Here is a 22,427-nt window from a genome sequence, read left to right on the forward strand (position 1 = left end):
ACCGTAGTTCCAGAACACCTACTACCGCCTGACCCGACGCCAGTCGGTGTTCGTGCCATGCGGCGCTCACAGGCAGGCGTCACCAAGATGACAGTAAGGTTTTCTCAACGAAATGATTTCGCTGCCGCTGGGGCGTGGTGGGCGGCTGTGGACAGGCGTGAAGCCCCTGGCAGGACGGGAGTGCGAAGATCGCGTCATTGAACCAGCGGCTTCACGTTGGTCGCCTACGCTGCCATGCGCGATGTCCCTCGCCATGCCGTTGAGCTCGTCGCCCGCTTGCTGACCGGTCACCGGTGCCAGACCGCCACACCGAAGGGTTCCGGGCGCCGGGTCCGTTCCGTCAGGCACTGCTGATACTGGGCTGGTTCCGCGACCGGGCGTGCGTGTACTGCCTGGCCCGGGACACGGGCATCTCGCAGGCCACCGGCTATCGCTACCTGCACGAAGGCATCGACGTCCTCGCCGGTCAGGCCCCAAACCTGCGCGACGTGCTGGACCGCTGCCGCCGGGAGGGCGTGACGTATGTGGTCCTGGAGGGCACGCTGATCCCCCACCGCCTCGCCCGCGACTACGAGACCCACCCGCACCGCTCCGAAGCCATGATCCGCCTCGCAATGATCGACCTGATGAGCCGCAGGCTCATCCGAGAATCGACTCCGAACTGGAAGGATTCATAGTGTTCGGGCCACACTGACGCGTGCGTCCTCGCCCCTCATGGCCTGCGGCCAGCGGTCGTCGATGACACCCGCCGCTTCCCGACAGGCACCACAGGCGTCCTCCCGTTCCGGCAGCCATCAGCGGTCGGACGGCGACACGCCAGTTTCCCTGATCCCACACAGTGTCCTGCCGAAGATGCCGAAAGCGTGGGAGACACCAGCGGGAAGGTCATCCGCGGCGGCCCTCTCCCAGCGCATCTCCATGGGCAGGTACGGCGGTCGCGAGATCTCAAACCACTCGCCGCCCACATGGGTGGCGGCATGGCACCAGGAACAGGACCAGATCTCCTCTTCCCAAGCCGTCGGCAGCACCGGCCACTGCCACATCGACCGTCCACACACATCACACGCCACAGGCGGATCCTCACACGCCGGCACGGACCGCCCCAAGCAGCTGACATCGCGCCAGTTACCAAACACCCCCGCCAGGACAAAACGTTCTTTAAGGGCTGGAGATCACCACCCCTGGTGGCCCGCAGAACGCCAGATCAGCCGGTGGCTTGAAGCGCGTCGGCCTGTGCCATTCGGGCACAGCCGAAATTCCTGGCGCCGGTGCCCGGACAGCCGCAACCATGACTACGCACTGACAAGAAGACGAGAACGGGGGAATTTCATGATCACGCATCATACGACTGCACGCCGCTTTCTCGCGGCGGGCCTCGGCAATGGTCGCCTCCATAATTGTGAGGCACTCATGGATGAGAGCTGAACGAGCGATCAGTCTTATAGGCCTGGCGATCGCTGTGCAGCAAGCAGACTGTGCGACGCCCAGCCAATGACCAGCCACGAGGGAGATATGTGATGGACACAGGGAACGTAGAAAAAGGGCAAGCAAATTGGGTGCTTGCTTTCGATGCTTCGTGTGGTACGTGCCGGGAGGTATCGGAGGCGGTCAGGCGCGTGTGCGGCGGGAAGTTGGAGGTCCTGCCGCTGATGCATCGGGATGTGGAGCAGTGGCGTGAGCGGGCGCTGGGGGCTGAGGCGGCTTGGGTGCCGACGCTGCTGCGTGTTCGGGATGCCGAGGTGCGGGCTTGGACCGGGAAGGCTCTGGCGGCGCCGCTGGTACGCCGGTTAGGCCTGCGCTCCACTCTGCGCGTGCTGACTGCTTTGGGGCAGCTCCGCCAAGACGCGCACGCACCCGTGACTGGGCCTGAAGAGAAGTCGGGAGTGGGGCGGAAGCAGTTCCTGAGGCTGGGTGCGGGAATTGTCGTGGCGGGTGGTCTTGTCCTGACGGGGAGGACGCCCTCGTTCGCCGAAGACAGGCAGGTCGCGGCGAAGGCGTGGGTGGAGGCGAACAGGAATCAGCTTCCACAGAGCTATGACGCAGTGATCGCATACAACCTGGAGTACCGCCGGGCAATCTACCGCGAGCTCCCAGCCTCTGCCCGCCGTCAGTTGTGGCTCGAGCAGCTGCAGCGCTACCGGGCCGACCACCCCAGCCTCACAGCTGAGCAACACCACGCCCTCGACCACATCACGGCCATAGCGGAAAAGGAGTCAACGTTCGCCCCTCGGCGAGTCGCCAGTCATTCGGCACGAAAGGAGGAACAGGACGTAAAGGAGACCGCAGTGCAGGCATTCGGTCACGACGAGGCCTACGCGATCCTCGCATCACTCGGACCCTCCACACCGCCAGATCCTCTGGCGATTACGGCTCGACCCATCGCTTGTACGTGTTCCGACGAGTCCGACTGGTGCACTAACGACACCTACTGCAAGAAGAATGCCAGTAGTTGCGACGTGACCGGATCTGGGTGCGGCCAGTTTTGGGAATGGGCCTGCAATGGCCGGTGCCGCAACTGATAGGTCGCCAGGTCAGTTGGTTAGGACCTGAGAGGTAAGAGCGTCCCTGGCGACGCAGACTGGCCCAGGGAAAGACGACTCCGCTTGGTTCGGCTCACAGCGGGATCCGTGTCCGCTTGGAAAACCCCCGCCTCTAAGTACACAAAGAGGCAAGTGAGGCCAGCTCTGGCCCGTCATTGAGTATCCGGCAGAGTCGATTCAGGATGCTCAAGTGTGGCTGATTCAAGGTCATCGAATCCGCAAGAGGCCGCTTCGGAATTGAGCCGTTCTGGTCTGACAACAGAATCCCATTCAGGAGGTCCGAGATGAATGGAAGCCAAGCAAATTGGGTGCTTGCTTTCGATGCTTCGTGTGGTACGTGCCGGGAGGTATCGGAGGCGGTCAGGCGCGTGTGCGGCGGGAAGTTGGAGGTCTTGCCGCTGATGCATCGGGATGTGGAGCAGTGGCGTGAGCGGGCGCTGGGGGCTGAGGCGGCTTGGGTACCGACGCTGCTGCGTGTTCGGGATGCCGAGGTGCGGGCTTGGACCGGGAAGGCTCTGGCGGCGCCGCTGGTACGCCGGTTAGGCCTGCGCTCCACTCTGCGCGTGCTGACTGCTTTGGGGCAGCTCCGCCAAGACGCGCACGCACCCGTGACTGGGCCTGAAGAGAAGTCGGGAGTGGGGCGGAAGCAGTTCCTGAGGCTGGGTGCGGGAATTGTCGTGGCGGGTGGTCTTGTCCTGACGGGGAGGACGCCCTCGTTCGCCGAAGACAGGCAGGTCGCGGCGAAGGCGTGGGTGGAGGCGAACAGGAATCAGCTTCCACAGAGCTATGACGCAGTGATCGCATACAACCTGGAGTACCGCCGGGCAATCTACCGCGAGCTCCCAGCCTCTGCCCGCCGTCAGTTGTGGCTCGAGCAGCTGCAGCGCTACCGGGCCGACCACCCCAGCCTCACAGCTGAGCAACACCACGCCCTCGACCACATCACGGCCATAGCGGAAAAGGAGTCAACGTTCGCCCCTCGGCGAGTCGCCAGTCATTCGGCACGAAAGGAGGAACAGGACGTAAAGGAGACCGCAGTGCAGGCATTCGGTCACGACGAGGCCTACGCGATCCTCGCATCACTCGGACCCTCCACACCGCCAGATCCTCAACCCGCCGAAATTCTCGCACGGGATTGCACATGTAATGTCGCAGACGACTGGTGTACCAACGGTTTGGCTTGTTGGTACAACTGGGGGAACTGCAAGAAATCCGCAAGCGGGTGCGGCGCTTTTTGGAATGAAGCTTGCAATGGCCGCTGCGACGAGCCGTAATATGTCGACTGGAAGCAGCACGGAGGGGTCAGCCATCACGACTCGTGACTCGTGAATGAAGCTAAATCGCTCATTCAGTGAGACCGGCCCTCCAAGAGGGCGGTGCCCAGGGGGGCGGGTGTGGAGTACGCATTGGCCGGAGCGTCGGCTGGTGACGAGGCCAGCTTCGCAGCTGCACGTCGCTTTCTCGCGACGGGCCTCGCTGCACTTGTCCTGGCCGGTACGGCCGTCGGCACCGCGTAGGCCAGCTCCGGAGGTACTCCGGACGGCTCCATCTTCTCGTGGGTTGGATACGGGCCCGTCCCCTGGCTCGGCGACGGGGACAATTTCGAGCTGACCGACCAGTGGGGGGACGGGAAGTCCATCCAGTTGCGCGTCTGTCTAGGGGATGGCCCTGACTACGCGCACGCCTACTACGGCGACCATCGTGCGGAACTTCGACAACGTGAAGAACGGCCAGAAGGTGCGCTTCCGACTGTGCGGCTACGACGATGGCAAGGAACAGGGCTGCAGCGCGAAAGCATGGTGGGAGGAGTAGGGGCAAGACACCCGCCCTCCCCGGGAAGGCATTTCGTGGGGCACGGCCGGCCCCGTGTCGGATGACACGGGCGGAAGCTTCACCCGTCGAGTGTGTACCGCCCAGGAGGGGTGTCGAGTAGGCCCCCTCCAACCGAGGAGATGTGCGCGTAGCGCGCCGGGGCCATGGCCCCGGCGCGCTACGCGCACATCTCCTCAAACCGCTAGCGTCATCCGTCCGCAGGTCATCGAGCCGCCGTGACTCCTCATGGAGGAAAGAGCTCGGCAGCGACGGCGACCTGAACGAAGGCGGTTCCATACGGATCCAGCTGTGCACCTTGCTGAACTGCAGTGGCTGGTACTGGGGCACGACCTGACCGTTGCAGTGACCGGCCGGTCATCCGCCATTGAGCAGGCGCCTGCCCAGAGGGCTGAGCAGGTGGAGAACCCGGTTGTCCACACGTCGGGTCACAGCGAGTCCGGCGGTCCGCAGAACTGCGACGTGTTCACTCGCCGAGGACGCGGAGACGGACAGGACGGCGGCCAGCTCGCCGGTGGTGACCGCGCCGTCGAGCGCGGCCAGGACGCGAGCGCGGGTGCGCCCCAGCAGGGGCGCCAGCGCTCGCAGGTCACCGTCCGAAGCGGTCTCGGCAGGGGCCGCCGGGTAGACGAGCACCTGCGGCAGGGCCGGGTCGGCCAGGGCCACCGGCATCCTCCAGCAGAAGCGCGAGGGCACCAGGCACAGGCCCCGTCCGTCGAGGTAGAGATCGCGGCGCTCCGGATAGGGGGTCTCCAGGACCGGTGGCTCCCACTGCATCAGCGGACGCAAGGATGTGAGCAGTCCCTCTGCTCCGCGGTCACGCAGTGCCCGCAGTCGGATCGCCCGGTCGGCCTCCACGGCGGCCATGCCGCAGCTCCAGGCGGGCGCGACGACGGCACGGTGGACGCGCCCCATCGCCAGGGCCAGCCGGTCGAGGCGGTCGGCACGTCCGGAGGCCAGTTCATGGATCCAGCCGGGGACTTGATGATGGCGGGCGAACGCCGTAGTGAGTTCGTCGGCCAGGCGTCGGTGCGGAGTACGGCACAATTCGTCGAGACCGGCACGCATTCCGTCACGCCCTGACGCGGGTGTGAGGAAGTCGGGGAAATATCCTGCCCGTTCGGGCGCGAGCAACCGCACCATGCGCACGTCGGCCGCCAGCTGCGCGCCCGTGACTGCGGCCGCGGCGCGGCGCCGCCAGGCGGAGAAGGCCGCCGCGCCGCCCGCGCTGAGCTGGTGCACAGCAAGCACCGTGTCCCATAACGGATCTGTTGCCACGTGGACCTTCGCCAGATCCCGGTCGGTGAAGTGGATACGCAGCATGAGTTCCCCATTGACAGCGTGATGCAGCAGACTCATCCCACGGCCTTTGTGCTGAGCTGGTGCGGAACCGCTCCAGGACCTGCAGCACGTTGCTGAAGGAGGGCGTGGCGATCGCGCAGTACTGCTTCACTTGTTGAAACAGCGCTCGACAGCGTTGCAGCATTTGTAGAGCTGTTGGTCGAGGACCGTGGGCTGCCGCCGTGACGGCCCCGGTTGTGGTGGTCTGCCTTCTGATTCGAGCGCCCCGGTTCTTCGGTCTCTGAATTGTCCGGCAGGCCTTGCCCGTATTAAAGGGCCGGCCGAACCACTAAGACGTTAGGGCGCACGGTTTTCTTGGACCAGCGTGCACGGTGCTCAATTTCGGGTGCGGGTTGTGCACGGTGCTCAGACGGCCCGGATGTTGGCGATGTGGAGCACGTGGACGACGTCGTGGATACCGGTGCCGGCGGTGAGCAGATCGAGGCCCAGGACGGACTCAACCGTGCGCAGGTGCGTGCGGATCGTGTTGCGGCTGATGCCCAGGGCGCGGGCAGCCTGCTGGGCGTCGGTGTTGGCGTCGATCCAGGCCTGGAGAGTGCTGCGGTGCCGAGTCTGAAGGGGGCGAAGGGTGGCTGTGGCCCAGGCAGCGGCGCGTTCGGTGCGCAGCAGGTCGTCCAGGGTGGAGAGTGGTTGGTCGTAGTCGGGTTCGGGGGCGGGGTGGGAGCTGCTGAGGACGAGGGCGAGGTGGAGGGCGGCGCGGCAGCGGATGTCGGTGAGGTCCAGGCCGAGGGATGTTTCGGTGCGTTTGAGGTGTGCGGTGACGGTGTTGCGGCTGAGGCCGAGGAGCTTGGCCACGGCGGAGCGGGGCATGTTCATGGTCAGGCGGGTGATGTCGGTGCTGGTCTTCGTGGCTGTGTCCAGCGGTCGCAGGAGTGTGCGGGCCCATTCTTGGGCGGCCTGGTGGGGGAGGACGCCTTCCAGTGGAGTCCGGCCGTGGTAGGAGGCCACGCGGCCGGGTGCGGTGCGGGCGGCGGCCAGGGCGTGGGCCGCCTGGCTGTAGGCCTCGGCCGCCGCGTGAAGAGGATGGCCGCCGCTGACGCCCATCACGTAGCGCGGGTTGTCGCGTACCAGCCGGTGCAGGGTCTCGGCGTGACCATGTAACTTGCCGCCGACGCGATCTGGTTCCTCGTCGTCCGTGAGGAGGCAGATGAGGTGGCTCTTGAAGACCGGGCACTGCACCATCAGGCCTGAGCCGTGGTAGCCGGAAGGGTCCTGGTAGGTCCGGACGATCTTGTCGCGGTCTGCCGGCGGGCACTGCAGCAGGTAGAGCCGCAGCCGGTCGGCGTCCAGCAGCGGCGGAATGGCGCCGGTGGTCATCCGCCGGGCCAGTACCGGCTCCCCCGACAGGAGTGCCGACAGCACCGCGAACCGTAACTGGCGTGTCCCGTGCTGGTAGTCGTGCCAGATGCGATCACTGCGCCCTGCGCGGCGCAGCAGTGTGAGGACGCTGCCGGTGTGCGAGATCAGAGCGATCGCGTCCGGGGTCGGTTTCGAGGGGGCGGCCACCACCAGGACCGGACGGGGCTCGTGTGGCCCGAGAGCCTCACATCGCACGTGCAGCGGCCCGGATTGGGTCACGGCTGCAGCCAGCTGCCCGCCGGACATGCGTACCAGCAGCGGAGCGAGCGTTCCCAGCACCTCGCGGGGAAAGCCTGCCGTGGACGACTCCACCGTGCCCGCGTCGTCGGTGACCAGCGCGACGTGGACGCCGGTCTGCCGGTGCAGCCATTCGAGAACCTTCCGTACGTCAGGGCCGACCCCACGTGACGCCTGTAGCCCGACTTCCCGCAGCAGTCCTTCCAGGGCTCCGACCTGCCACTGCGCTCCGGCATCCCCCACGGTTCCACGCTCCTCTGCCCGACAGCCCGTTTCTCTCCGGCTCACCGTGTCCGGGGCATGGCCCGCACATCGGTCATCCCTGCCACCCTGTGCTCACCGGCACAAGTTTTCGCGCGGCCGTCGACGGGCGACCCAAGGGGCCCGCTGCGCCCCGCGCTGTCCAGCAGCTTCGGCGCCAATGGGGTCCTGTCCGGGCTGCGCGGGCTGGCCACGCTTAGCGTCTACCGTCTGCGGCGGGGTGGGCCCCGCGCGTTGCCTCTCGTTTCGCCATGGTCCGCACCGTACTGAGCGCCGGTCAGTCCAGCCGGGACTTCGCGAGAACCGGCCAGGCAGGTGCCTGTGTTCAGCCACCACTTTGAGCACTATGGCCGAGTTCGGTATGCGCAGGTAAGAGCGGACCGGGTGGCAGTTGCCCGCGCGTACGCCGCGGTGCACGGCCGCCTCCTTCCTCCGACCACCGCGGTCTGGGACGGGCATCCGATCGGGGTATGGGCGAAGCACGCCCGGGCGGGGGCCCGTAGGGCGCGGGAGAACGAGGAGCTGCGCGCGGCCGGCCTCCCCGTCCCTTCGGCGGCCGAAGCGATGACCGAGGCGCGGCAAGATGAGCTGGACGCGATCGATCCGGGGTGGTGCCCTGACTGGGACACCGGGTGGCAACGCTGCTACCGCCTCGTCCAGAACCACGTCCAGGCCGGCGGGACACTCCCCATGGCCGACGGCGAAGTCGTCGGCCAGGGCGAGGACCTCGGACGCTGGGTGAACGCGCAGCGGTTCGGGTGGGAGCAGCTCCTGCCCGTACAGCGGTGGCTGTTGGAGAACACCCTCAAGATCACACCGGCCGGGGAAGACGATCGACTGGTGAAGCGGACGCAGGACACGAAGCGGGCGGTCAACCCCGCAGCGGCACGGCAGTTCCATGCCCGTGAAGGGCATCTTCGGGTACCCCGCAAGCATGCCGAGCACCTGGGAGACGGAGGACGGCCCGGGAGACCGTCAGGATGGTACTGACGGGGGCGTGGAGGTCACGCTCGGCACCTGGCTCGACAACGTCCGCAAACGCGCCGCGAAGCTCTCTGGGCAGCCGGGCGGGTCTCGATCAACTCGGCATGCGCTGGTAGTGCTGTGGCCGGGAACGTTCACCGGGTGTATAGGGTGAACTGGTGTTTTCAGATATAGGCCCCGTGGAGCTGTTCGCCGCGATATCAGTGGTGCTTCTCGTCCTCAGCGTGCCGTCGATCGTCGCCTACCGCAGGAGGGTGCAGCGCCTGCGGCCGGTCATCGTGGTCAACGTCATCGGTGCCTTCACCGGTCTGTTCTGGTTCGTGGCCCTGTTCATGGCGGTGTCGATGCGTACCCGTGACTCCGACCCGACGCTGCCGGCGGCCGGGCATCTCGGCCTCTGATTCCTGGCCTTGGTGCTGTGCCCGGAGCCGGGTAGACGCGGCGGCTTCGAGCAGCAGCTTCGACGTACGTCACAGTGGTGATCTGGCGCAGCGCGGACCGACGGTGCCCAGCGCGAACGAGCCGCCGAGCAGACCGGAACGGTCGGCGAACTCCAGGGCGGCCGCCGCGGCGGCCGCCAGACAGGTGCAGGCGTGCGGCAGCAGGGCGGCGCCGTCGGAGGTGAGGACCACCTGCCGGGGCAGCCGTTCGAACAGGGGCTCGCCCAGCTCCTTCTCCAGGGCCCGGATCTGCTGGCTGATCGCGGGGGACGAACTGCCCGGAGCCTGGCTGACAGACCACTCGCAGCAGAGGCGGCCGGCCAGCACCCACGACTACGAGGTGGCTTCCGCGACGACGACGTAAAGCGTCACTGCGGCGAAGAAGGGCCCCGTAGCGAGATCGTTGAGCCACCTCTGCGATGCCAGGGCTGACAGGTAGCCCGCGGACACGGCGCGCTCGGTGTTGCGCTGAAGACCGAGGACCTGGTCCGCTGCCAGAACATCACGAAAGACCGACGTGACCGGGACAACGGCCAGCACCGCGAATCCCGCATCCAGTGCGAGCCGGGCCAGTTGACGGCCGATGACCCCGTTGCGTACGACCTTGTCCGTCACGTGGCGGGTGTAAGCACGCGAGACCTCGATGTCGGGGTAGTCGATGGTCAACGAATCCCAGTCGGGTTCGCCCATGACAAGTCTGCCGCCTGGACGCAGTACACGCCGGGCCTCAGCAAGCGCCTGGGCCGGGTCCGCAGCGTGCTGAAGCACTCGCTCGGTCCTGGCACGGTCGATGCTGCCGTCCTCAAGCGGGAGCATGTGGATATCGCCCAGCTGTACCTCGACCGCGGACAGACCTTCCGTACGCCTTTGTGCTTGCTCGACCATCTTCTGACTGGAGTCGATGCCGATCACTCTGCCGGACGGGCTGACCGCCTTGGCGAGGGTGCTGAGATCTGTGCCGGGTCCACAGCCCAGATCGAGTACGGTCTGGCCGGGCCTGGCATCCAGTGCGTGGAGCATGACGCTCTTGTAGGAACGCGCCGTGTCCGTCGCGGCCAGTCGGTCGAGATAGCTGATCTCGTCAGGAACAGCGCTTTCGAATACGCGTCCGGACAGGCGGGCCATGGAGTGCGCCTCCTGCTCCAGCAGTTCCCGCCCAGCGGGCGTGAGGCAGACCGGGCGTTGGCGGCCCTTTCCTTCCAGGGGCTTCACCAGTTGCTTCGCCTCCAGACGGGCCAAGGCTCCGTAGAGGCTCCCGGGCCCCAGGCGATGCCCGGAGACCTGCTCGATGGCCGCGTTGATGGCGTACCCGTGCAGCGGACCATCGGTCAGTGCGCACAGCACAAGCATCTGGGCGTCGTTGGTGCGCATGACTTCTCCAACCGTGTTCAACCTTCTGATTGCGTTCCTATGATGGTACACGGCACGTAGTACGTGTCGCGTAGTATCCAGTACAGGTGAACGACTGACTCCAGCGGCAGCTGAGCGCGAGCTCCGGTCTTGCCCCTCCGGGCCGGTGCCGCGGACGACGCCAGACATCACGACGAGCCGACCTCTGCAGCGCGCCAAGAACTTCCGTCTCTGCCCTGGGCACCACGCGAAAGGCCTCACAATGCGCACCGCCGATCTCTTCTACGCCCTGTACGCCCGTCGGCTGCGCCGGCAGACCGCAGCGGGCCCGCTGCCCGAGCACATCGGCCTGATCATGGACGGAAATCGCAGGTGGGCCCGTCAGATGGGCATGGCCAACCCGAGCATCGGCCATCGGTACGGTGCCGAACACGTGGAGAACGTGCTGTCCTGGTGCGAAGCGGCTGGCATCAAGCACGTGACGGTCTTCGTCTGCTCCACGGAGAACCTGCAACGCCGCGGCGACACCGAGGTGTCCTTTCTCATGCAGGTGATCGAGCAGGTGGTGGCAGTTCATCTCGCTCGCCCTGACACCCGCTGGCAGGTGCGCATCGCAGGAACCCTCGACGCGCTGCCCGACTCCACGGCCCACGCTCTCAAGGAAGCGGTGGAGACGACCCGCGGCTGCGCCACCAGATCACAAGTGACCCTCGCCATCGGCTACGGCGGAAGGCAGGAAGTCATCGATGCCATGCGCGAACTGCTCCACGAACAGGCAGCAGCCGGAACCACCCTCGAAGACCTCGCAGCACACCTGACGACGGACGACATCACCCGCCACCTTTACACGGCGGGACAACCTGACCCGGACCTCGTCATCCGCACCAGCGGAGAACAGCGCATGTCGAACTTCCTCCTGTGGCAGAGCGCCTACTCGGAGCTGTACTTCTGCGAGGCCTACTGGCCGGCCTTCCGGGAGATCGACTTCCTGCGCGCCCTGCGCAGTTACTCGGCCCGGCAACGCCGCTACGGCGCATGAGGTGCGCACACAGCGTCACCCGGACCCGGCCCAGAACTGACGTTCCCCTGCTGGTGTTGCCGGGCGCAAGCAGACTGGTGAGTTCGGCAGTCGCCTCCCGGGGCGGCTTGAAGCAGTGGCAGACGCGCTCCGGCTTCTTGTGCCGGGACTTGGCCATCAGCATCAGCAGGCTCGCGCACAGATACCTATTTGTTTGCCGTTCGGGGAGGACCTTGATGAATGTCACCTTGCAGGTGGACTCGACACCGTCTGCCTCTGCGCTCTTCCTGCGCCCTTGGAATGATGGCGACGTCGAGCCCCTGGTCGAGGCATATCGCGATCCCACGCTGCGTCGTTGGACGGGGCTTCCTCTAGAGAGCATCGAGGATGCAGTGGAGTGGCTGGAGCTTCAGAGACGCGGCTGGGAAACCGGAAAACGGCTGAGCTTCGCTGTGCATGAAGATCACTCTGGCACTGGGGAGGGCCGGCTGGCTGGCAACGTAGTCATGAAGCGGACCAGTTCCAGCCAAGAATCCGCAGAAGTCGGCTACTGGACGGCAGTCCACGCCCGAGGCCGGGGGGTGGCCCCTCGTGCCCTCGAAGCTCTCACCAGCTGGGCCTTCGGCATCTTCGCGGTCGAAGGTCTGGAACGTCTCGACCTGCTCCATCAGGTGGACAACCTCGCCTCGTGCCGGGTTGCGGAGAAGGCCAGATACAGGTTTCACCAGGTCCTTCCGGCTCGGCCGCCATTCCCCAGGGACGGCCACTTGCATATACGACGAGCCGACACTCCGGCCTGATGCGGGAGAGAAGCTGCCTGTCAGCGTTGCCAACTGCTCGATGAGGACGGGGCCCACCCACGAGGCGGGAGGATGGCGAGCCGCCTCGAGGTCGCCGGCGGGTTCGTCGGCGAGCTCCTGGACGACGAGGCCAGAAGCGGGGCGCACCGACTCGAAGTCGAGCACCAGGACGACACCAGCGCAACATTCCGAGATGACAAGACGGAGACCTCAGCATGCCTACCGCCGAAAACCATGCCCAGTTCGCACGTCCGGCCCAGGTGAACGACTATGACAGCTTCGCCGAGTCGTACTCGGCCCTGAGCGAGACCAGCCTCCTGAACGCCTACTACGAGCGGCCCGCGATGCTGTCCCTCGCCGGGGACGTGGCCGGCCGCCGGATCCTCGACGCCGGATGCGGCTCTGGCCCTCTGTTCGCTGCGCTACGCGATCGGGGTGCCCTCGTCACCGGCCTCGACTCCAGCGCCCGGATGGTCGAGCTGGCACGGCGGCGGCTGGGTGCCGACGCGGCCCTGCATGTGGCCGACCTGGGCAACCCGCTGCCGTTCGCCGACGGTGCGTTCGACGATGTCCTCGCCTCGCTGGTGCTGCACTACCTGAAGGACTGGGGGCCGACACTGGCCGAGGTGCGGCGAGTGCTCAGGCCCGGCGGTCGACTGATCGCATCAGTGCAGCACCCTTTCGTGGACTACGCCATCCAGGACCCTCGGCCCGATTATCACGCGACCACCAACTACACCGACGAATGGACCGACCTGGTTGGACAGACCACCTGGATGAGCTTCTGGCGTAGGCCACTGCACGCGATGACCGACGCCTTCACCTCGGCCGGCTTCCGCCTGGCCGTCATCAGCGAGCCACAGCCCGATCCGGCCGCCCGCGAGCTGTACCCCGACGACTTCCACAGCCTCTCGACCAAAATGAGCTTCCTGTTCTTCGTTCTGGAGGGACCCCCGGCTACCGGCTCGGCCGAGTAACAAGTGCCTGCGATCGGCCCGCTCCGTGGCAGCTGCAATACCCGCGAGGGCAAGGCCACGCCGTACCGGGTTCCTTCAGCTCGAAGGCGGCACGCTGCACCTCCAGCAGTGTCGTGGTTGCTTCGAACAGCGGACCCTGCCGCACCGCTTCCATCTGGAAGTGGTCCTCGCGCGCCTGGAGCAGGCCGAGCGGCAAAAGCGTCGCGGTCGGCAGCCGTACGCCCGAAAGGTGGAACACACAGACGGCGTGCACCGATTCCGAGGCGCCGCCCGTAGGGGTTCAGTGGCCTTCGCGTCCGCACCCGGTCCAGCGGTGTCACTTGGCCGCGGTTTCGTGGCCGGCGTCGCGGGCCACGGTCAGGGATTTGGTGTGGAGGCCGGCGGCAAGGTCCTTGAGGTGCTCCGTGCCAGGGGAAGTCGCGGCGAGGGTGAGCTCGCGTTCGATGACAGTGAGGTCGGCATGCCACACGTCGGCGAGGATGCGCTTGAGGTACGGGGTGCAGTGGTCCCAGCCCTCGCGGAGTGCCAGGGCCATAGCCGCCGCCTCGCACCGTGACCAGGACGGTCGCCTTGTCCTTGAGCACTAGACTGCCCAGGGCGCCCCGGCGATGACCAGGCCGACCCAGATCTTGAAGTGCTGGGAGACACCGAGGTTGTACAGCGGCACGGCCAGCGCCACCGCCTCGGCGGCCTCCAGTTCCGAGGCGAGCGATCCGGCGAGCGTGAGCGCGTCTCGCGGGGCGAGCGTGCGGTCGAGGGTTACCTGTTTCTGCAGAGGTCCTCGTCGGGCTCCCAGTTCACGTAGAAGGGACTGCTGCACGGTGTGGTGACATCTGATCTGGCTTGCCCGTGGGCGGCCTGGAAGGACGTTGCTGTGCCTGTTCCCCATCCCGAAGAGTTCCGTGATGTCGGCGACGGATCCGGCCCGGACTTCGCCGCAGAACAGTGGTCGTCCGCGCTCATCGGTGACGACGAGGGCTTCCATGGCGTTGATACGGCTCTTGCCGGAGATGAACCGGCTGCGTCCGCCGCGGTGCGCGCCCGGGCGGCGGGTGATCTCGGTGGCGTCCTCAGCGCGGTTTGGCCGGTGGCGCCGAGATGCGTGATCACATCTTGTCCGCCGCCCGGATGCCGAGTTCCGCCGCCCTCAGTTCCTCGAGCGGAGCGAGGTCGCCGAGTCCGGCTACACACACCACGTCGCCCCCGTTCAACGCGGCGAGCGAGGCACCGATCACCTGGGCCACCGGCATTCCGCCCTCGTCGCGGACCGACGGGTCACACCCCCGCCACAGGACCCTCATTTCGCCGCCGCCGGCGACGGAGCGTGCCCGCTGCGTGGGCTGTGACCACTTCTCCACTGGCGGCACAGGCGCTCGGCATGAGCCGGCCCACATCGCGCCTGCGACGTCCGGGCGTCAACGAGCATCCTGGAGCGCAATACCAGCAAGCACCATGGGTCGCTGCCTGTGCCGGTGTGACACGAACTCTGGTAGGCCGGGCGACTGCGAGGCCCCGGCGTTCCACACGCCGGTGCCGGGCCGTTCGACGGGCGGTTGACCGACAGACGCATCCTTTCAGAGGCCCTGTGGTGCAATAACATCTGCCCGGCACCGAGCTTGGCGTCGGCCCAGCGCCCACCCGGGACAGAACCCTGAACGCCGCGAGCAGCGAGGAGTCACCGTGACCGTATGCGGGCCTGACGGGGACGGTGGGCCGACCACTCGTCTTCCCGAGAACGGGGGTGACCGGGGCTGGGCGATGACCTTGGCAGGAACATTGGCGGCGGCGGAGACCGCGGCGCCCGTGGAGTCGCTTGACGTGGTCGCGCGCAGGCTCAAGGAGCACCTCGGGGCCGCGTCGGTGTCGTTCCTGATCACCGACTTCACCGGCGGCTCAGTCGTACGGCTGGGGGCGGCGGGCAGCGTCGACATCGATGAGCCCGCCCGGCGCATCACGCTGCGGGGCACCCTGTACGACGACGTGATCCGCACCCAGCGGCCGAGCGTGGAGGATAGGGGCGAGGGCGCGCTGGTGCGGATCGTCGCCCCGGTGACCAACCGCGGGGACGCCATCGGGCTCCTGGAACTGTTCTTGCCCGTGACGCCGGACGCGCAGGTGATGAGGGAGGTCAGCGAGACCGCGCACGCCCTCGCATACATTGTCATCGCGAACCGGTCCTTCACCGACCTGTACCAGTGGGGCCGCCGTACCGTCCCGCTGAGCCTGGCTGCGGAGATCCAGCACCGGCTGCTCCCGGCGTCGCTTGCGTGTGAGGCGGCGCAGTTCGCGGTGGCCGGGGCGCTGGAGCCGGCCGACCGTGTCGGGGGTGACACCTTCGATTACGTGATCGACCGGGACTCGGTCCAGCTCTCAGTCACCGATGCCATGGGTCACGATGTCGACGCCGCGCTGCTGGCCACTCTCCTGGTGGGCGCTCTGCGCCGGGCACGGCGGGCCGGTGCGGACCTCGCCGAACAGGGCCGCCAGGCCGACCAGGCCGTGGGTGAGCACGGCCGCCAGGGCTACGTCACCGGCCAGCTCCTGCGTATCAGCCTGATCGACGGCAAGACCGAGTTCATCAACGCCGGGCACCCCTGGCCGCTGCGAATGCGGGACGGTCAGGTGCGGGAGATCACTCTGAAGGTCGATATGCCGTTCGGCTTCCATGCCCCTCACAGCTACCGGGTCCAGTCGCTGGACCTGCGGCCTGGCGACCGGCTGGTGATGCTGACCGACGGCATGATGGAGCGCAACGCCAACAGCCTCGATTTGTCGGACTTGATCGTCCGCACCCGCGCACTGCATCCCCGTGAGGCCGCCCGCACCCTCATCGCGGCGGTCGTTGACGCCAACCACGGTCACCTGCAGGACGACGCGACCGTCATGTGCCTGGACTGGCGCGGCGTCGGTCACTCCCAGCGGGACGCCGACACCGGCGCCGACCTCGCCGACGCCTCCGCCCCGTCGCGGACGCAGGGGACCACTACTGGGCGATGACTCAAAAACTGCTCCGATACCCCGCTTCGGCCGGCCCTGGGCGGGCGAAGCGGGGTGCTCTGCCCCAGGTGACCGCGTCATCTGGGCAGGCGCCTGCGGCGGCCCAGGCGCAGGCCGAGGAGGACGAAGTCGGCGAGCAAAACCATCACACCGATGACCAACAGGTAGAACAGGCCCATCGCCACCACTCCGATGATGCCGAGCACGATGGCCACAACGACCACCTGCAACCTACGGAGTCTCATGACCGCCCCGCAGCCCGCCGCCCGGCCGGGCTTCACCCCCGCCCTCGACTTCGCCTTCGAGGTCCGCGCCTTCCTCGCCCCCGCCAGGCACATCGGCCACGGCGCCGGCGAAGCCACCGGTCAACGGGTTGTTCTGGCTCCTCAGACGTTCGACGCCCGGGTTGGGCGCCGACTCGGTCGGCGTGTGTACCTGGCTGGGGGTGGCCGTCGTCAGGCGCCGGACAGGGTGAAGAGGGCGCCATCGGGGTCGCGGATGATGAAAGCGCTGTCCGGGGTACCGGCCGGTGTGGGAACCGGTGACGATTCACCTCCGGCCGCAACGGCGGCCGCCGCGGCCTGCTCGCCGTCCCTCACTCGGAAGTCGACGTTCCACCGGGGCCGAACCCGTGGGTCCGGGCCGGTTTCGTCGCCTCCGCCGCGCAGGGTGGCGACAGTGCGTCCCCCGGCCTGGACGATGATGTGGTCCTGGGCGTAGTCGACCGTGCAGCCGCCGGGTGGTCGGGCCCAGTCGAAGACCTCCGCGTAGAAGATGGCGGCGTCGAACGCGTCACGGGTCTGGAGGTCCAGCCGCACCGGGGCACTGCCCCTCCCCACCGACCAGGTCAGGGCCGGGCCTTCCCAGAATCCGAACACGGCGCCGTCCCGGTCTGCGGCGATCCCGGCACGGCCCTCACGCAGGGGAAGAGGGCCGACGGCGAGCGTGGCGCCGCGCTCGCTGATCCGGGCCGCTGTCTCGTCCGCATCCCTGACGGCGAAGTACGGGGTCCAGACGGCAGGATGGCCACCGCCTTGGCAGCATCCGATCCCGGCGACCGGTTCACCATGCTCCAGAGCCACCGCGAAGCCGCTGCCGAGCGTGCTGGGCCTGAACGCCCAGCCCATGACGTCGGAGTAGAAGGACTGTGCCGCGCGCAGGTCCCGCGCCATCAGGCTCACCCAGCAGGGCGCGCCGGCCACCGGCACGGTTCCTTCGAGGGCTGGCATTCGGTGCTCCTGCGGGTGCGTGATGGACGGCGGGCCATGCCGGGTTCAACGGGGCGTGGTGCGGAGCAGGTCGCGCACCCGGTCCACCAGCCCGGCGCCCGGAACGAGGAGTCTGCTGGTGGGCGGGGTGTACGGGAGCGAGGGATGGGGGCGGGTGGGCGGGGTGTTCGGGAGCGGGGGATGGGGGCGGGTGGGCGCCGTCTCCCTGGCCGGCGTACCAGTCGGCCGAGTTCGTCCAGCTTCTCGGGTGGGAGGGTGGCTGCGAGTTTCGGGAACAGTTCGTGTTCTTCCTCGCGCACGTGGGAGGCGATCTCGAACTTCAGCTTCGCGATCGTGTCGTTGAACTGCGGGTCATCGACGCTCAGGTCTTCGAGGTCCTTGAGCATGCGCTCGGCTCCGGCGTGATCGGCGAGTTCCTTGTCGGGCCAGTGCCGCACCGTGCGGTACGTGCTTGCGGACCGCGAGGTAGAGGTGCCGTTCCTCGGCGACGGTGTGCCGTACCAGTTCCGTGGTCAGACGGTCCGCGAGTTCCCGCCGCCGGGGGTGGTCGACGGGCTGCAACTCGATCTGTGTGAACAGATCCTCCAGCTCACGGTGGTCGGCCGCGAGTTCCGCGATCACATCGCCACCAGGTTCCATCGCGACACAGCACCTCTCCTCGCGTCTATCACCCCTCGGGGAGGTGGCAAGCACACAGACAACACACCCCGGACGCAAAACCCGCGCCACGCGCGCGGGAACCACGCCGTACTCACCTCCCCGGCCCACGTCTCCGTGATGAAACCGCTGGAAAACCGCCCTCAACGAGTTCGACGTCCTCTTCGACGGTCGCCTTACCGCCACACGAGCGTAGACCGAACAGCCCACCGAAGAACCCGTAGGCCAAACAGACGAACCACACCTGATTCCTGATAGACCCTCAGCCGCAGGACCGCGTGGGTGGTGTGGTCAGCCGAGGAAGGACAGCCGGACTTGGCGTTCGGGGCTTTCCCGATTGGAGTTCACCAGTACAACGGACTGCGAGGCCCCCAGCTCCAGCTCACCATTGACTACGGGCAGCGTGGCGTGTGGTGGTACCAGTGCCGGGAGCACGTGGTCACTGCCGTGGCCTGGACGACCGTGGCGGGCTCGCCAACGGTCGTCCGCGGGAAGAATTTCGCGGAGGGCTGCCAACAGGTCATCGTCACTGCCCGCGCCGGTCTCGATGATGGCCAGGCCGGATGTCGCGTGGGGGGTGAAAACGTTCAGCAGTCCGTTTCGCCCATGAGCGACCTCCCGGAGGAACGCGGAGCATGCGTTCGTCAGGTCGTGCATGGTCTCAGTGGCGCCGGTTGCAATGTTGATGGTGCGGGTGGTGAAGGTGCCGGTCATGCTTCACCGGTACCCATCACGGAGCAAAAGCACTAAGGGCCAGATGGGTTGTTCCTCCGGGACTCCGCCGGTAGAGGTCGACGTTGCGGTCGAGGGTGGCGGAGAACAGCATCCGCTGCCCCTCGGGGCGGACCTGGTCCAGGAGCGCGGTGACCTGGGGCATGAAGCCCATGTCGGCCATCTGATCGGCCTCGTCCAGGACGGTGATCGCGACCTGGTTCAGCCGGCGGTCACCGCGGTCGATGAGGTCCTTGAGGCGGCCCGGCGTCGCGACGACGACCTCGGCGCCACCGCGCAGCGCACTGGCCTGCCTGCCGATCGGCATTCCGCCGACGACGGTGGCCAGGCGCAGCTTCACCGAGCGGGCGTAGAACGGGCCGAATGGAATACGAAAGTGAATCTGGCCTGCAGTGAATCCGGTGCGGGAGCAGGCAAGGGAATAGGTGACGTCATGCGGACGTGAAATCCAGGACGCCACGGGTGCGGCACCGTACGGGTCTTCCTTATCAGGCGGCGGAAGAAGCGTCTTGCCGCGGCCTTGTCCCGCCGATTCCGGACGAGGATGTCGAGGACGTTGCCAATCTGGTCGACGGCCCGCCACAGATACTTCAGCTCGCCGTTGACCTTGATGAAGACCTCGTCCAAGTGCCACTTTCCGGGCCGTGGCCGACGGCGGCGCAGTCCGTCGGCATAAGCCTGTCCGAACTTCAGGCACCAGCGGCGGACCGTCTCGTAGGAGACGATGATGCCGCGCTGCAGCATCAGCTCCACCTCGCGGGATGACAACGAGAAGCGGAAGCACAGCCACACGCAGTGGGAGATCGATCACCTCGACCGGGTACCGGTGCCCCTTCGACGGCGGCGTACTGCCCACGGACAACCCCCTCCACCATGATCAACCCGAAGATCATCCCACCCGTCAGCCAACGTGACAGTGCCGCCGATGCGGTTCTGTCGGGGCCGGGGCCGGCGCGACTGCCCGGTGATGAAGCGGCGGCGTCCGGCGTCCTGAAGCCGCCGTCGCTGCTTGCGCAGTCCTGCTTCTTCTCCGCCTTCGACTTCGGTGTCCGGGGCCGTTTCCAGATCGGCTCCCACAGCACAGGCTCATCAAGCACGGCATTCAGCTCCGGGGCGGCTTCGCGTGCGCGGGCGAGGATGTCATCGAAACTGGGTTCTTCCGGTGTGCTCACGCAACTCCTCCTGGGGTCCGGCGCTTGAACGCGCCGCGCATCACGTACACCACGGCGACGGTTTCGACGGCGGCCACGGCGACGTCGACGGCTGGTTCGCGCCCGCGCCCACACTGCTGCGGCCGCCAGCCGCGCCCGCTCCGCCAACCGGTCGATGACGTCGGCACCGTAGGCCCGGATCGCCGAGGCCCGCCATCGCTCACGCAGCTCGGTCAGCGACAACAGCACCGTGCGCTTCGGCGGGCGCGTCCGGTCGCCGGCCTGGCAGTCCAGCGCGTAGGAGGCCCGCTCCCCCGGCGGGTGCCCCTGCTTCTCCTCGTAGTCGGCCACGAGGACAGACATCGCGTCGGCGATCTGCTGACGGCGGGTCGACTGCCAGCCGATGAGCCGCTGGTCGATGCCGGCAATCTCCATGACCGGCCGTCGGCCGGGCGTCGCCTCGCGCGGCTCCCACGCTGTAGGGCCCACGTCTTCGTGCGCACCGCTTCCTGCGGAAACGCCGGAATCCAGGCTCGATGCGCACTCGTTCCGTCGGCCGGGCGTGCGCAATCCTTTGGTGCCGCGGTTGCTCGTCGGAGACGCGGCCTCGGCATCGGCGCAGGTGGGGGCCCCAGCAGGTTTCGCCGAGAAGACAAACGAAGTAGCCCCTGACCTGCGCCTGCTTGGGGGGTGAGCGCTGGTTTGCGGCCGCTGCAGGCGCCGCGATGTCTGGCCGCGGGCCTCCCGGTGGTCCGCGACGCGCGGCTACACGGAGATCGCCCCGGGCTGCACGGTCATCGCCGACCTCTCCGGCCCTGCGTGGCCGCTTGAGCGTCAGGGCCTCGGTGTGAGGTCGTCGGAACGGCCAGCCTCGAGTCGTGACCACTGAGGGATGGGGCGTCCGTTGCTCCGCAGTCGGACGTGATCGGCGGGCGTGCCCTGAACGCGGGGCCAGCCGGAGGGCGAGTCTTCCCACAGCTCCTGACGTCCGTACACGGTGAGGTCCATGAGTGCATAGCTGTAGTCCATGGCCTCTACGCCGCGCAGGGTCGTCCAGTAGGTCTCGAAGATGCGGTCGCCGTCCCGTAGGTAGCACACGAGGTGCATCATGCCGACATGGCGTCCGACCAGGAGCACGTCCTGGGAGGGGACTGCCGAGTACCACGGCACGTCCCAGCCCATGAAGTCGCGGTAGCGGCGGCTTGCCTCGTAGGGGCCCTGGCAGAAGACCGCGTAGGTGATGTCGCGCGAGTGAAGGTAGGACAGCTCCTCAACCTGGGTGGTGACCCACGTGCAGCCTTCGCACTGCTCGGCCGCGGGGTGGCCGTGGTGCCACATGAAGTAGTAGGCGATGAGCTGGCCGCGCCCTTCGAACGCTTCGAGCAGAGTGACCGGCCCGTCGGGCCCCGTCAGCTCGAGATCGGCGGCCACCTCGACCATGGGCAGGCGCCGTCGGGCCGCAGCGATCGCGTCACCTTCCCGGGTGTGCGCCTTCTCCCGCACCCGCAGCTTGTCCAGTTCTGCCTGGAAGGTGGCCCGGTCGGCCACCGCCGGCAACGCCGCCGCGCGGTCGGCCGTCCTGTTCTCCTGATCAGTCATGACCTTGTCCTTTCGTCCCTTCGCCGGCCGGCGTCCGCTGCCAAGGCGAACATGATGTCGTCACTTGCTCTGCTCAGCCTGTTTCGCCAGGCATGGTCACCGACTCCGAGCGAGTCGTAGAGGGGCTCCAGGATCACATCCTTATCGATCACCGGAAAGCTGAGGCGCCTGGCCAGACTCCGTGCCAGGGTGCTCTTCCCGCTGCCCGGTAGACCTGAGATGACCACGAACGCGACGCTACTCACAGGGGTCAGTATCTCGACGCCATCAAAGGCAGGCCAACTCGGCCGCTCAGTCTCACCCATGCGCTGGCGTCCATCCCTCCTGAACATTTCCGAGCCCGTCGACCTCCAACTGCTGCCCAAAGTGCCGGGCAAACGCTGCTAGTGAAAGCGCGCAGCAAGCGGCTGACCAGCACAAATCCGCACCGACCCTTTAGATGCCGGAGACCATCACCAACACCGCACCACCGTTATCAACAAACCCTGATCATCCCCAGGCCAGACACCCCGTCACCACTGCCACAGACACCCAGGAAGCACCCACCCACTTATCAAAGAACCCTCAACACCCCAGCTCAAGCACGCCCACCACACCAACTACGAACCTTGGATCACATCAGACGTCGGCAGATCCGCATCTACAACCAGCTCGCCCTGCGCCCCGCCGTCGGGGCGGCCGAGCTGCGACGGGAGCTGATCCGGCTGTCCTGCCTGATCAGCTCCCACCCGTACTGGGCGGAGCACGGCTGGAGCGTGGCGGGTCGGGTCGAGCTGTTCCGGGCGGCCGAGAGCGGGCCGGACGGGGTACGGGCTGCACGAAGCCGTGACTACCCAGTCATAGGCCAGGGTCCGCCAGGGGCCCGGCCTGGCTACAGCGGTCATGCCCCTACCTATCACCTCAC

22 protein-coding genes and 6 pseudogenes are annotated in these 22,427 nt (G+C 67.2%); 11 read left to right on the forward strand and 17 right to left on the reverse strand.

Annotated elements, in window-relative coordinates:
- Nucleotides 1-536 precede the first annotated feature (536 nt).
- From OHA19_RS41685 to OHA19_RS41700, 4 genes and pseudogenes are all read left to right on the forward strand, one after another.
- A pseudogene (locus OHA19_RS41685) lies at nt 537-677 on the forward strand (IS5/IS1182 family transposase); the annotation flags it as partial.
- Between the two features lie 840 nt (nt 678-1,517).
- A complete protein-coding gene (locus tag OHA19_RS41690; protein ID WP_405753472.1) occupies nt 1,518-2,519 on the forward strand; it encodes a bacteriocin fulvocin C-related protein in 1,002 nt (333 codons plus the stop codon).
- Between the two features lie 422 nt (nt 2,520-2,941).
- A complete protein-coding gene (locus OHA19_RS41695) occupies nt 2,942-3,814 on the forward strand; it encodes a bacteriocin fulvocin C-related protein (RefSeq protein WP_331749847.1) in 873 nt (290 codons plus the stop codon).
- A 388-nt stretch (nt 3,815-4,202) separates the two neighbouring features.
- Nucleotides 4,203-4,352 carry a hypothetical protein gene (locus OHA19_RS41700; RefSeq protein WP_405722615.1) on the forward strand — a complete coding sequence of 50 codons (150 nt, stop codon included), beginning with the start codon at nt 4,203-4,205 and terminating at the stop codon, nt 4,350-4,352.
- Between the two features lie 375 nt (nt 4,353-4,727).
- Here the strand turns inward: OHA19_RS41700 and OHA19_RS41705 are convergent, their stop codons facing one another.
- Both OHA19_RS41705 and OHA19_RS41710 read right to left on the reverse strand, forming a co-directional pair.
- The gene (locus OHA19_RS41705; protein ID WP_405722612.1) at nt 4,728-5,693 is read right to left on the reverse strand and encodes a helix-turn-helix domain-containing protein; all 966 of its coding nucleotides are present in this window, start codon (nt 5,691-5,693) and stop codon (nt 4,728-4,730) included.
- 384 nt (nt 5,694-6,077) lie between these two features.
- Nucleotides 6,078-7,571, reverse strand: a complete 1,494-nt coding sequence (locus OHA19_RS41710) for a helix-turn-helix domain-containing protein (RefSeq protein ID WP_331749843.1) — start codon at nt 7,569-7,571, stop codon at nt 6,078-6,080.
- 402 nt (nt 7,572-7,973) lie between these two features.
- Between OHA19_RS41710 and OHA19_RS41715 the strand changes: the two genes are divergently transcribed.
- Nucleotides 7,974-8,579 carry a hypothetical protein gene (locus OHA19_RS41715; RefSeq protein ID WP_331754407.1) on the forward strand — a complete coding sequence of 202 codons (606 nt, stop codon included), beginning with the start codon at nt 7,974-7,976 and terminating at the stop codon, nt 8,577-8,579.
- Nucleotides 8,580-8,731: 152 nt separating this feature from the next.
- Nucleotides 8,732-8,974, forward strand: a complete 243-nt coding sequence (locus OHA19_RS41720) for a superinfection immunity protein (RefSeq protein WP_331749839.1) — start codon at nt 8,732-8,734, stop codon at nt 8,972-8,974.
- 69 nt (nt 8,975-9,043) lie between these two features.
- Here OHA19_RS41720 and OHA19_RS41725 read toward each other — a convergent pair whose 3' ends face one another.
- Both OHA19_RS41725 and OHA19_RS41730 read right to left on the reverse strand, forming a co-directional pair.
- Nucleotides 9,044-9,340, reverse strand: coding sequence for a LysR family transcriptional regulator (locus OHA19_RS41725; RefSeq protein ID WP_331754410.1), 297 nt, complete (start codon nt 9,338-9,340; stop codon nt 9,044-9,046).
- Between the two features lie 6 nt (nt 9,341-9,346).
- Nucleotides 9,347-10,384 carry a methyltransferase domain-containing protein gene (locus tag OHA19_RS41730; protein WP_331749835.1) on the reverse strand — a complete coding sequence of 346 codons (1,038 nt, stop codon included), beginning with the start codon at nt 10,382-10,384 and terminating at the stop codon, nt 9,347-9,349.
- Nucleotides 10,385-10,625: 241 nt separating this feature from the next.
- On the opposite strand from OHA19_RS41730, the gene uppS reads away from it, so the two are divergent.
- A complete protein-coding gene (uppS, locus tag OHA19_RS41735; protein WP_331749833.1) occupies nt 10,626-11,402 on the forward strand; it encodes a polyprenyl diphosphate synthase in 777 nt (258 codons plus the stop codon).
- A 46-nt stretch (nt 11,403-11,448) separates the two neighbouring features.
- Here the strand turns inward: uppS and OHA19_RS41740 are convergent.
- A pseudogene (locus tag OHA19_RS41740) lies at nt 11,449-11,577 on the reverse strand (site-specific integrase); the annotation flags it as partial.
- A gap of 40 nt (nt 11,578-11,617) precedes the next feature.
- On the opposite strand from OHA19_RS41740, the gene OHA19_RS41745 reads away from it, so the two are divergent.
- On the forward strand, nt 11,618-12,181 hold the full coding sequence (locus OHA19_RS41745; RefSeq protein WP_331749831.1) for a GNAT family N-acetyltransferase: 564 nt from the start codon (nt 11,618-11,620) through the stop codon (nt 12,179-12,181).
- 215 nt (nt 12,182-12,396) lie between these two features.
- Nucleotides 12,397-13,158 (forward strand): class I SAM-dependent methyltransferase, encoded by a 762-nt coding sequence (locus OHA19_RS41750; RefSeq protein WP_331749829.1) that lies wholly within the window; start codon nt 12,397-12,399, stop codon nt 13,156-13,158.
- Between the two features lie 316 nt (nt 13,159-13,474).
- On the opposite strand, the gene OHA19_RS41755 is transcribed toward OHA19_RS41750, so the two are convergent.
- From OHA19_RS41755 to OHA19_RS41765, 3 genes are all read right to left on the reverse strand, one after another.
- Complete coding sequence (locus OHA19_RS41755; RefSeq protein WP_405722605.1) at nt 13,475-13,693, reverse strand: hypothetical protein; 219 nt, start codon at nt 13,691-13,693, stop codon at nt 13,475-13,477.
- Nucleotides 13,694-13,741: 48 nt separating this feature from the next.
- On the reverse strand, nt 13,742-13,978 hold the full coding sequence (locus OHA19_RS41760; RefSeq protein ID WP_405753475.1) for a hypothetical protein: 237 nt from the start codon (nt 13,976-13,978) through the stop codon (nt 13,742-13,744).
- 286 nt (nt 13,979-14,264) lie between these two features.
- Complete coding sequence (locus tag OHA19_RS41765; RefSeq protein ID WP_331749827.1) at nt 14,265-14,516, reverse strand: hypothetical protein; 252 nt, start codon at nt 14,514-14,516, stop codon at nt 14,265-14,267.
- 400 nt (nt 14,517-14,916) lie between these two features.
- On the opposite strand from OHA19_RS41765, the gene OHA19_RS41770 reads away from it, so the two are divergent.
- On the forward strand, nt 14,917-16,155 hold the full coding sequence (locus OHA19_RS41770) for a PP2C family protein-serine/threonine phosphatase (protein WP_331749825.1): 1,239 nt from the start codon (nt 14,917-14,919) through the stop codon (nt 16,153-16,155).
- Between the two features lie 77 nt (nt 16,156-16,232).
- Here OHA19_RS41770 and OHA19_RS41775 read toward each other — a convergent pair whose 3' ends face one another.
- The 6 genes and pseudogenes from OHA19_RS41775 to OHA19_RS41800 all read right to left on the reverse strand — a co-directional run.
- Nucleotides 16,233-16,370 (reverse strand): hypothetical protein, encoded by a 138-nt coding sequence (locus OHA19_RS41775; protein WP_331754722.1) that lies wholly within the window; start codon nt 16,368-16,370, stop codon nt 16,233-16,235.
- A gap of 240 nt (nt 16,371-16,610) precedes the next feature.
- Nucleotides 16,611-17,384, reverse strand: coding sequence for a VOC family protein (locus OHA19_RS41780; RefSeq protein WP_331749821.1), 774 nt, complete (start codon nt 17,382-17,384; stop codon nt 16,611-16,613).
- Nucleotides 17,385-17,429: 45 nt separating this feature from the next.
- A pseudogene (locus OHA19_RS41785) lies at nt 17,430-18,023 on the reverse strand (hemerythrin domain-containing protein).
- Between the two features lie 309 nt (nt 18,024-18,332).
- Nucleotides 18,333-18,755, reverse strand: a complete 423-nt coding sequence (locus tag OHA19_RS41790; RefSeq protein WP_037701150.1) for a YjbQ family protein — start codon at nt 18,753-18,755, stop codon at nt 18,333-18,335.
- Nucleotides 18,756-18,819: 64 nt separating this feature from the next.
- Nucleotides 18,820-19,125 (reverse strand): annotated as a pseudogene (locus tag OHA19_RS41795) (DEAD/DEAH box helicase); the annotation flags it as partial.
- Between the two features lie 113 nt (nt 19,126-19,238).
- A pseudogene (locus OHA19_RS41800) lies at nt 19,239-19,629 on the reverse strand (IS6 family transposase); the annotation flags it as partial.
- A gap of 17 nt (nt 19,630-19,646) precedes the next feature.
- Here OHA19_RS41800 and OHA19_RS41805 point away from each other — a divergent pair.
- Nucleotides 19,647-19,973 (forward strand): hypothetical protein, encoded by a 327-nt coding sequence (locus OHA19_RS41805; protein WP_405722597.1) that lies wholly within the window; start codon nt 19,647-19,649, stop codon nt 19,971-19,973.
- On the opposite strand, the pseudogene OHA19_RS41810 reads toward OHA19_RS41805, so the two are convergent.
- The 3 genes and pseudogenes from OHA19_RS41810 to OHA19_RS41820 all read right to left on the reverse strand — a co-directional run.
- A pseudogene (locus OHA19_RS41810) lies at nt 19,966-20,401 on the reverse strand (relaxase domain-containing protein); the annotation flags it as partial. The gene OHA19_RS41805 and the pseudogene OHA19_RS41810 sit on opposite strands and share 8 nt — an antisense overlap.
- Nucleotides 20,402-20,758: 357 nt before the next feature.
- On the reverse strand, nt 20,759-21,523 hold the full coding sequence (locus OHA19_RS41815; RefSeq protein WP_331749820.1) for a DUF899 family protein: 765 nt from the start codon (nt 21,521-21,523) through the stop codon (nt 20,759-20,761).
- Nucleotides 21,520-21,855, reverse strand: a complete 336-nt coding sequence (locus OHA19_RS41820; RefSeq protein ID WP_405753477.1) for an AAA family ATPase — start codon at nt 21,853-21,855, stop codon at nt 21,520-21,522. Before OHA19_RS41820 ends, OHA19_RS41815 begins: the two co-directional genes overlap by 4 nt.
- Nucleotides 21,856-22,427 lie beyond the last annotated feature (572 nt).

This window comes from Streptomyces sp. NBC_00012, from assembly GCF_045040875.1.
Lineage (GTDB): Bacteria > Actinomycetota > Actinomycetes > Streptomycetales > Streptomycetaceae > Streptomyces.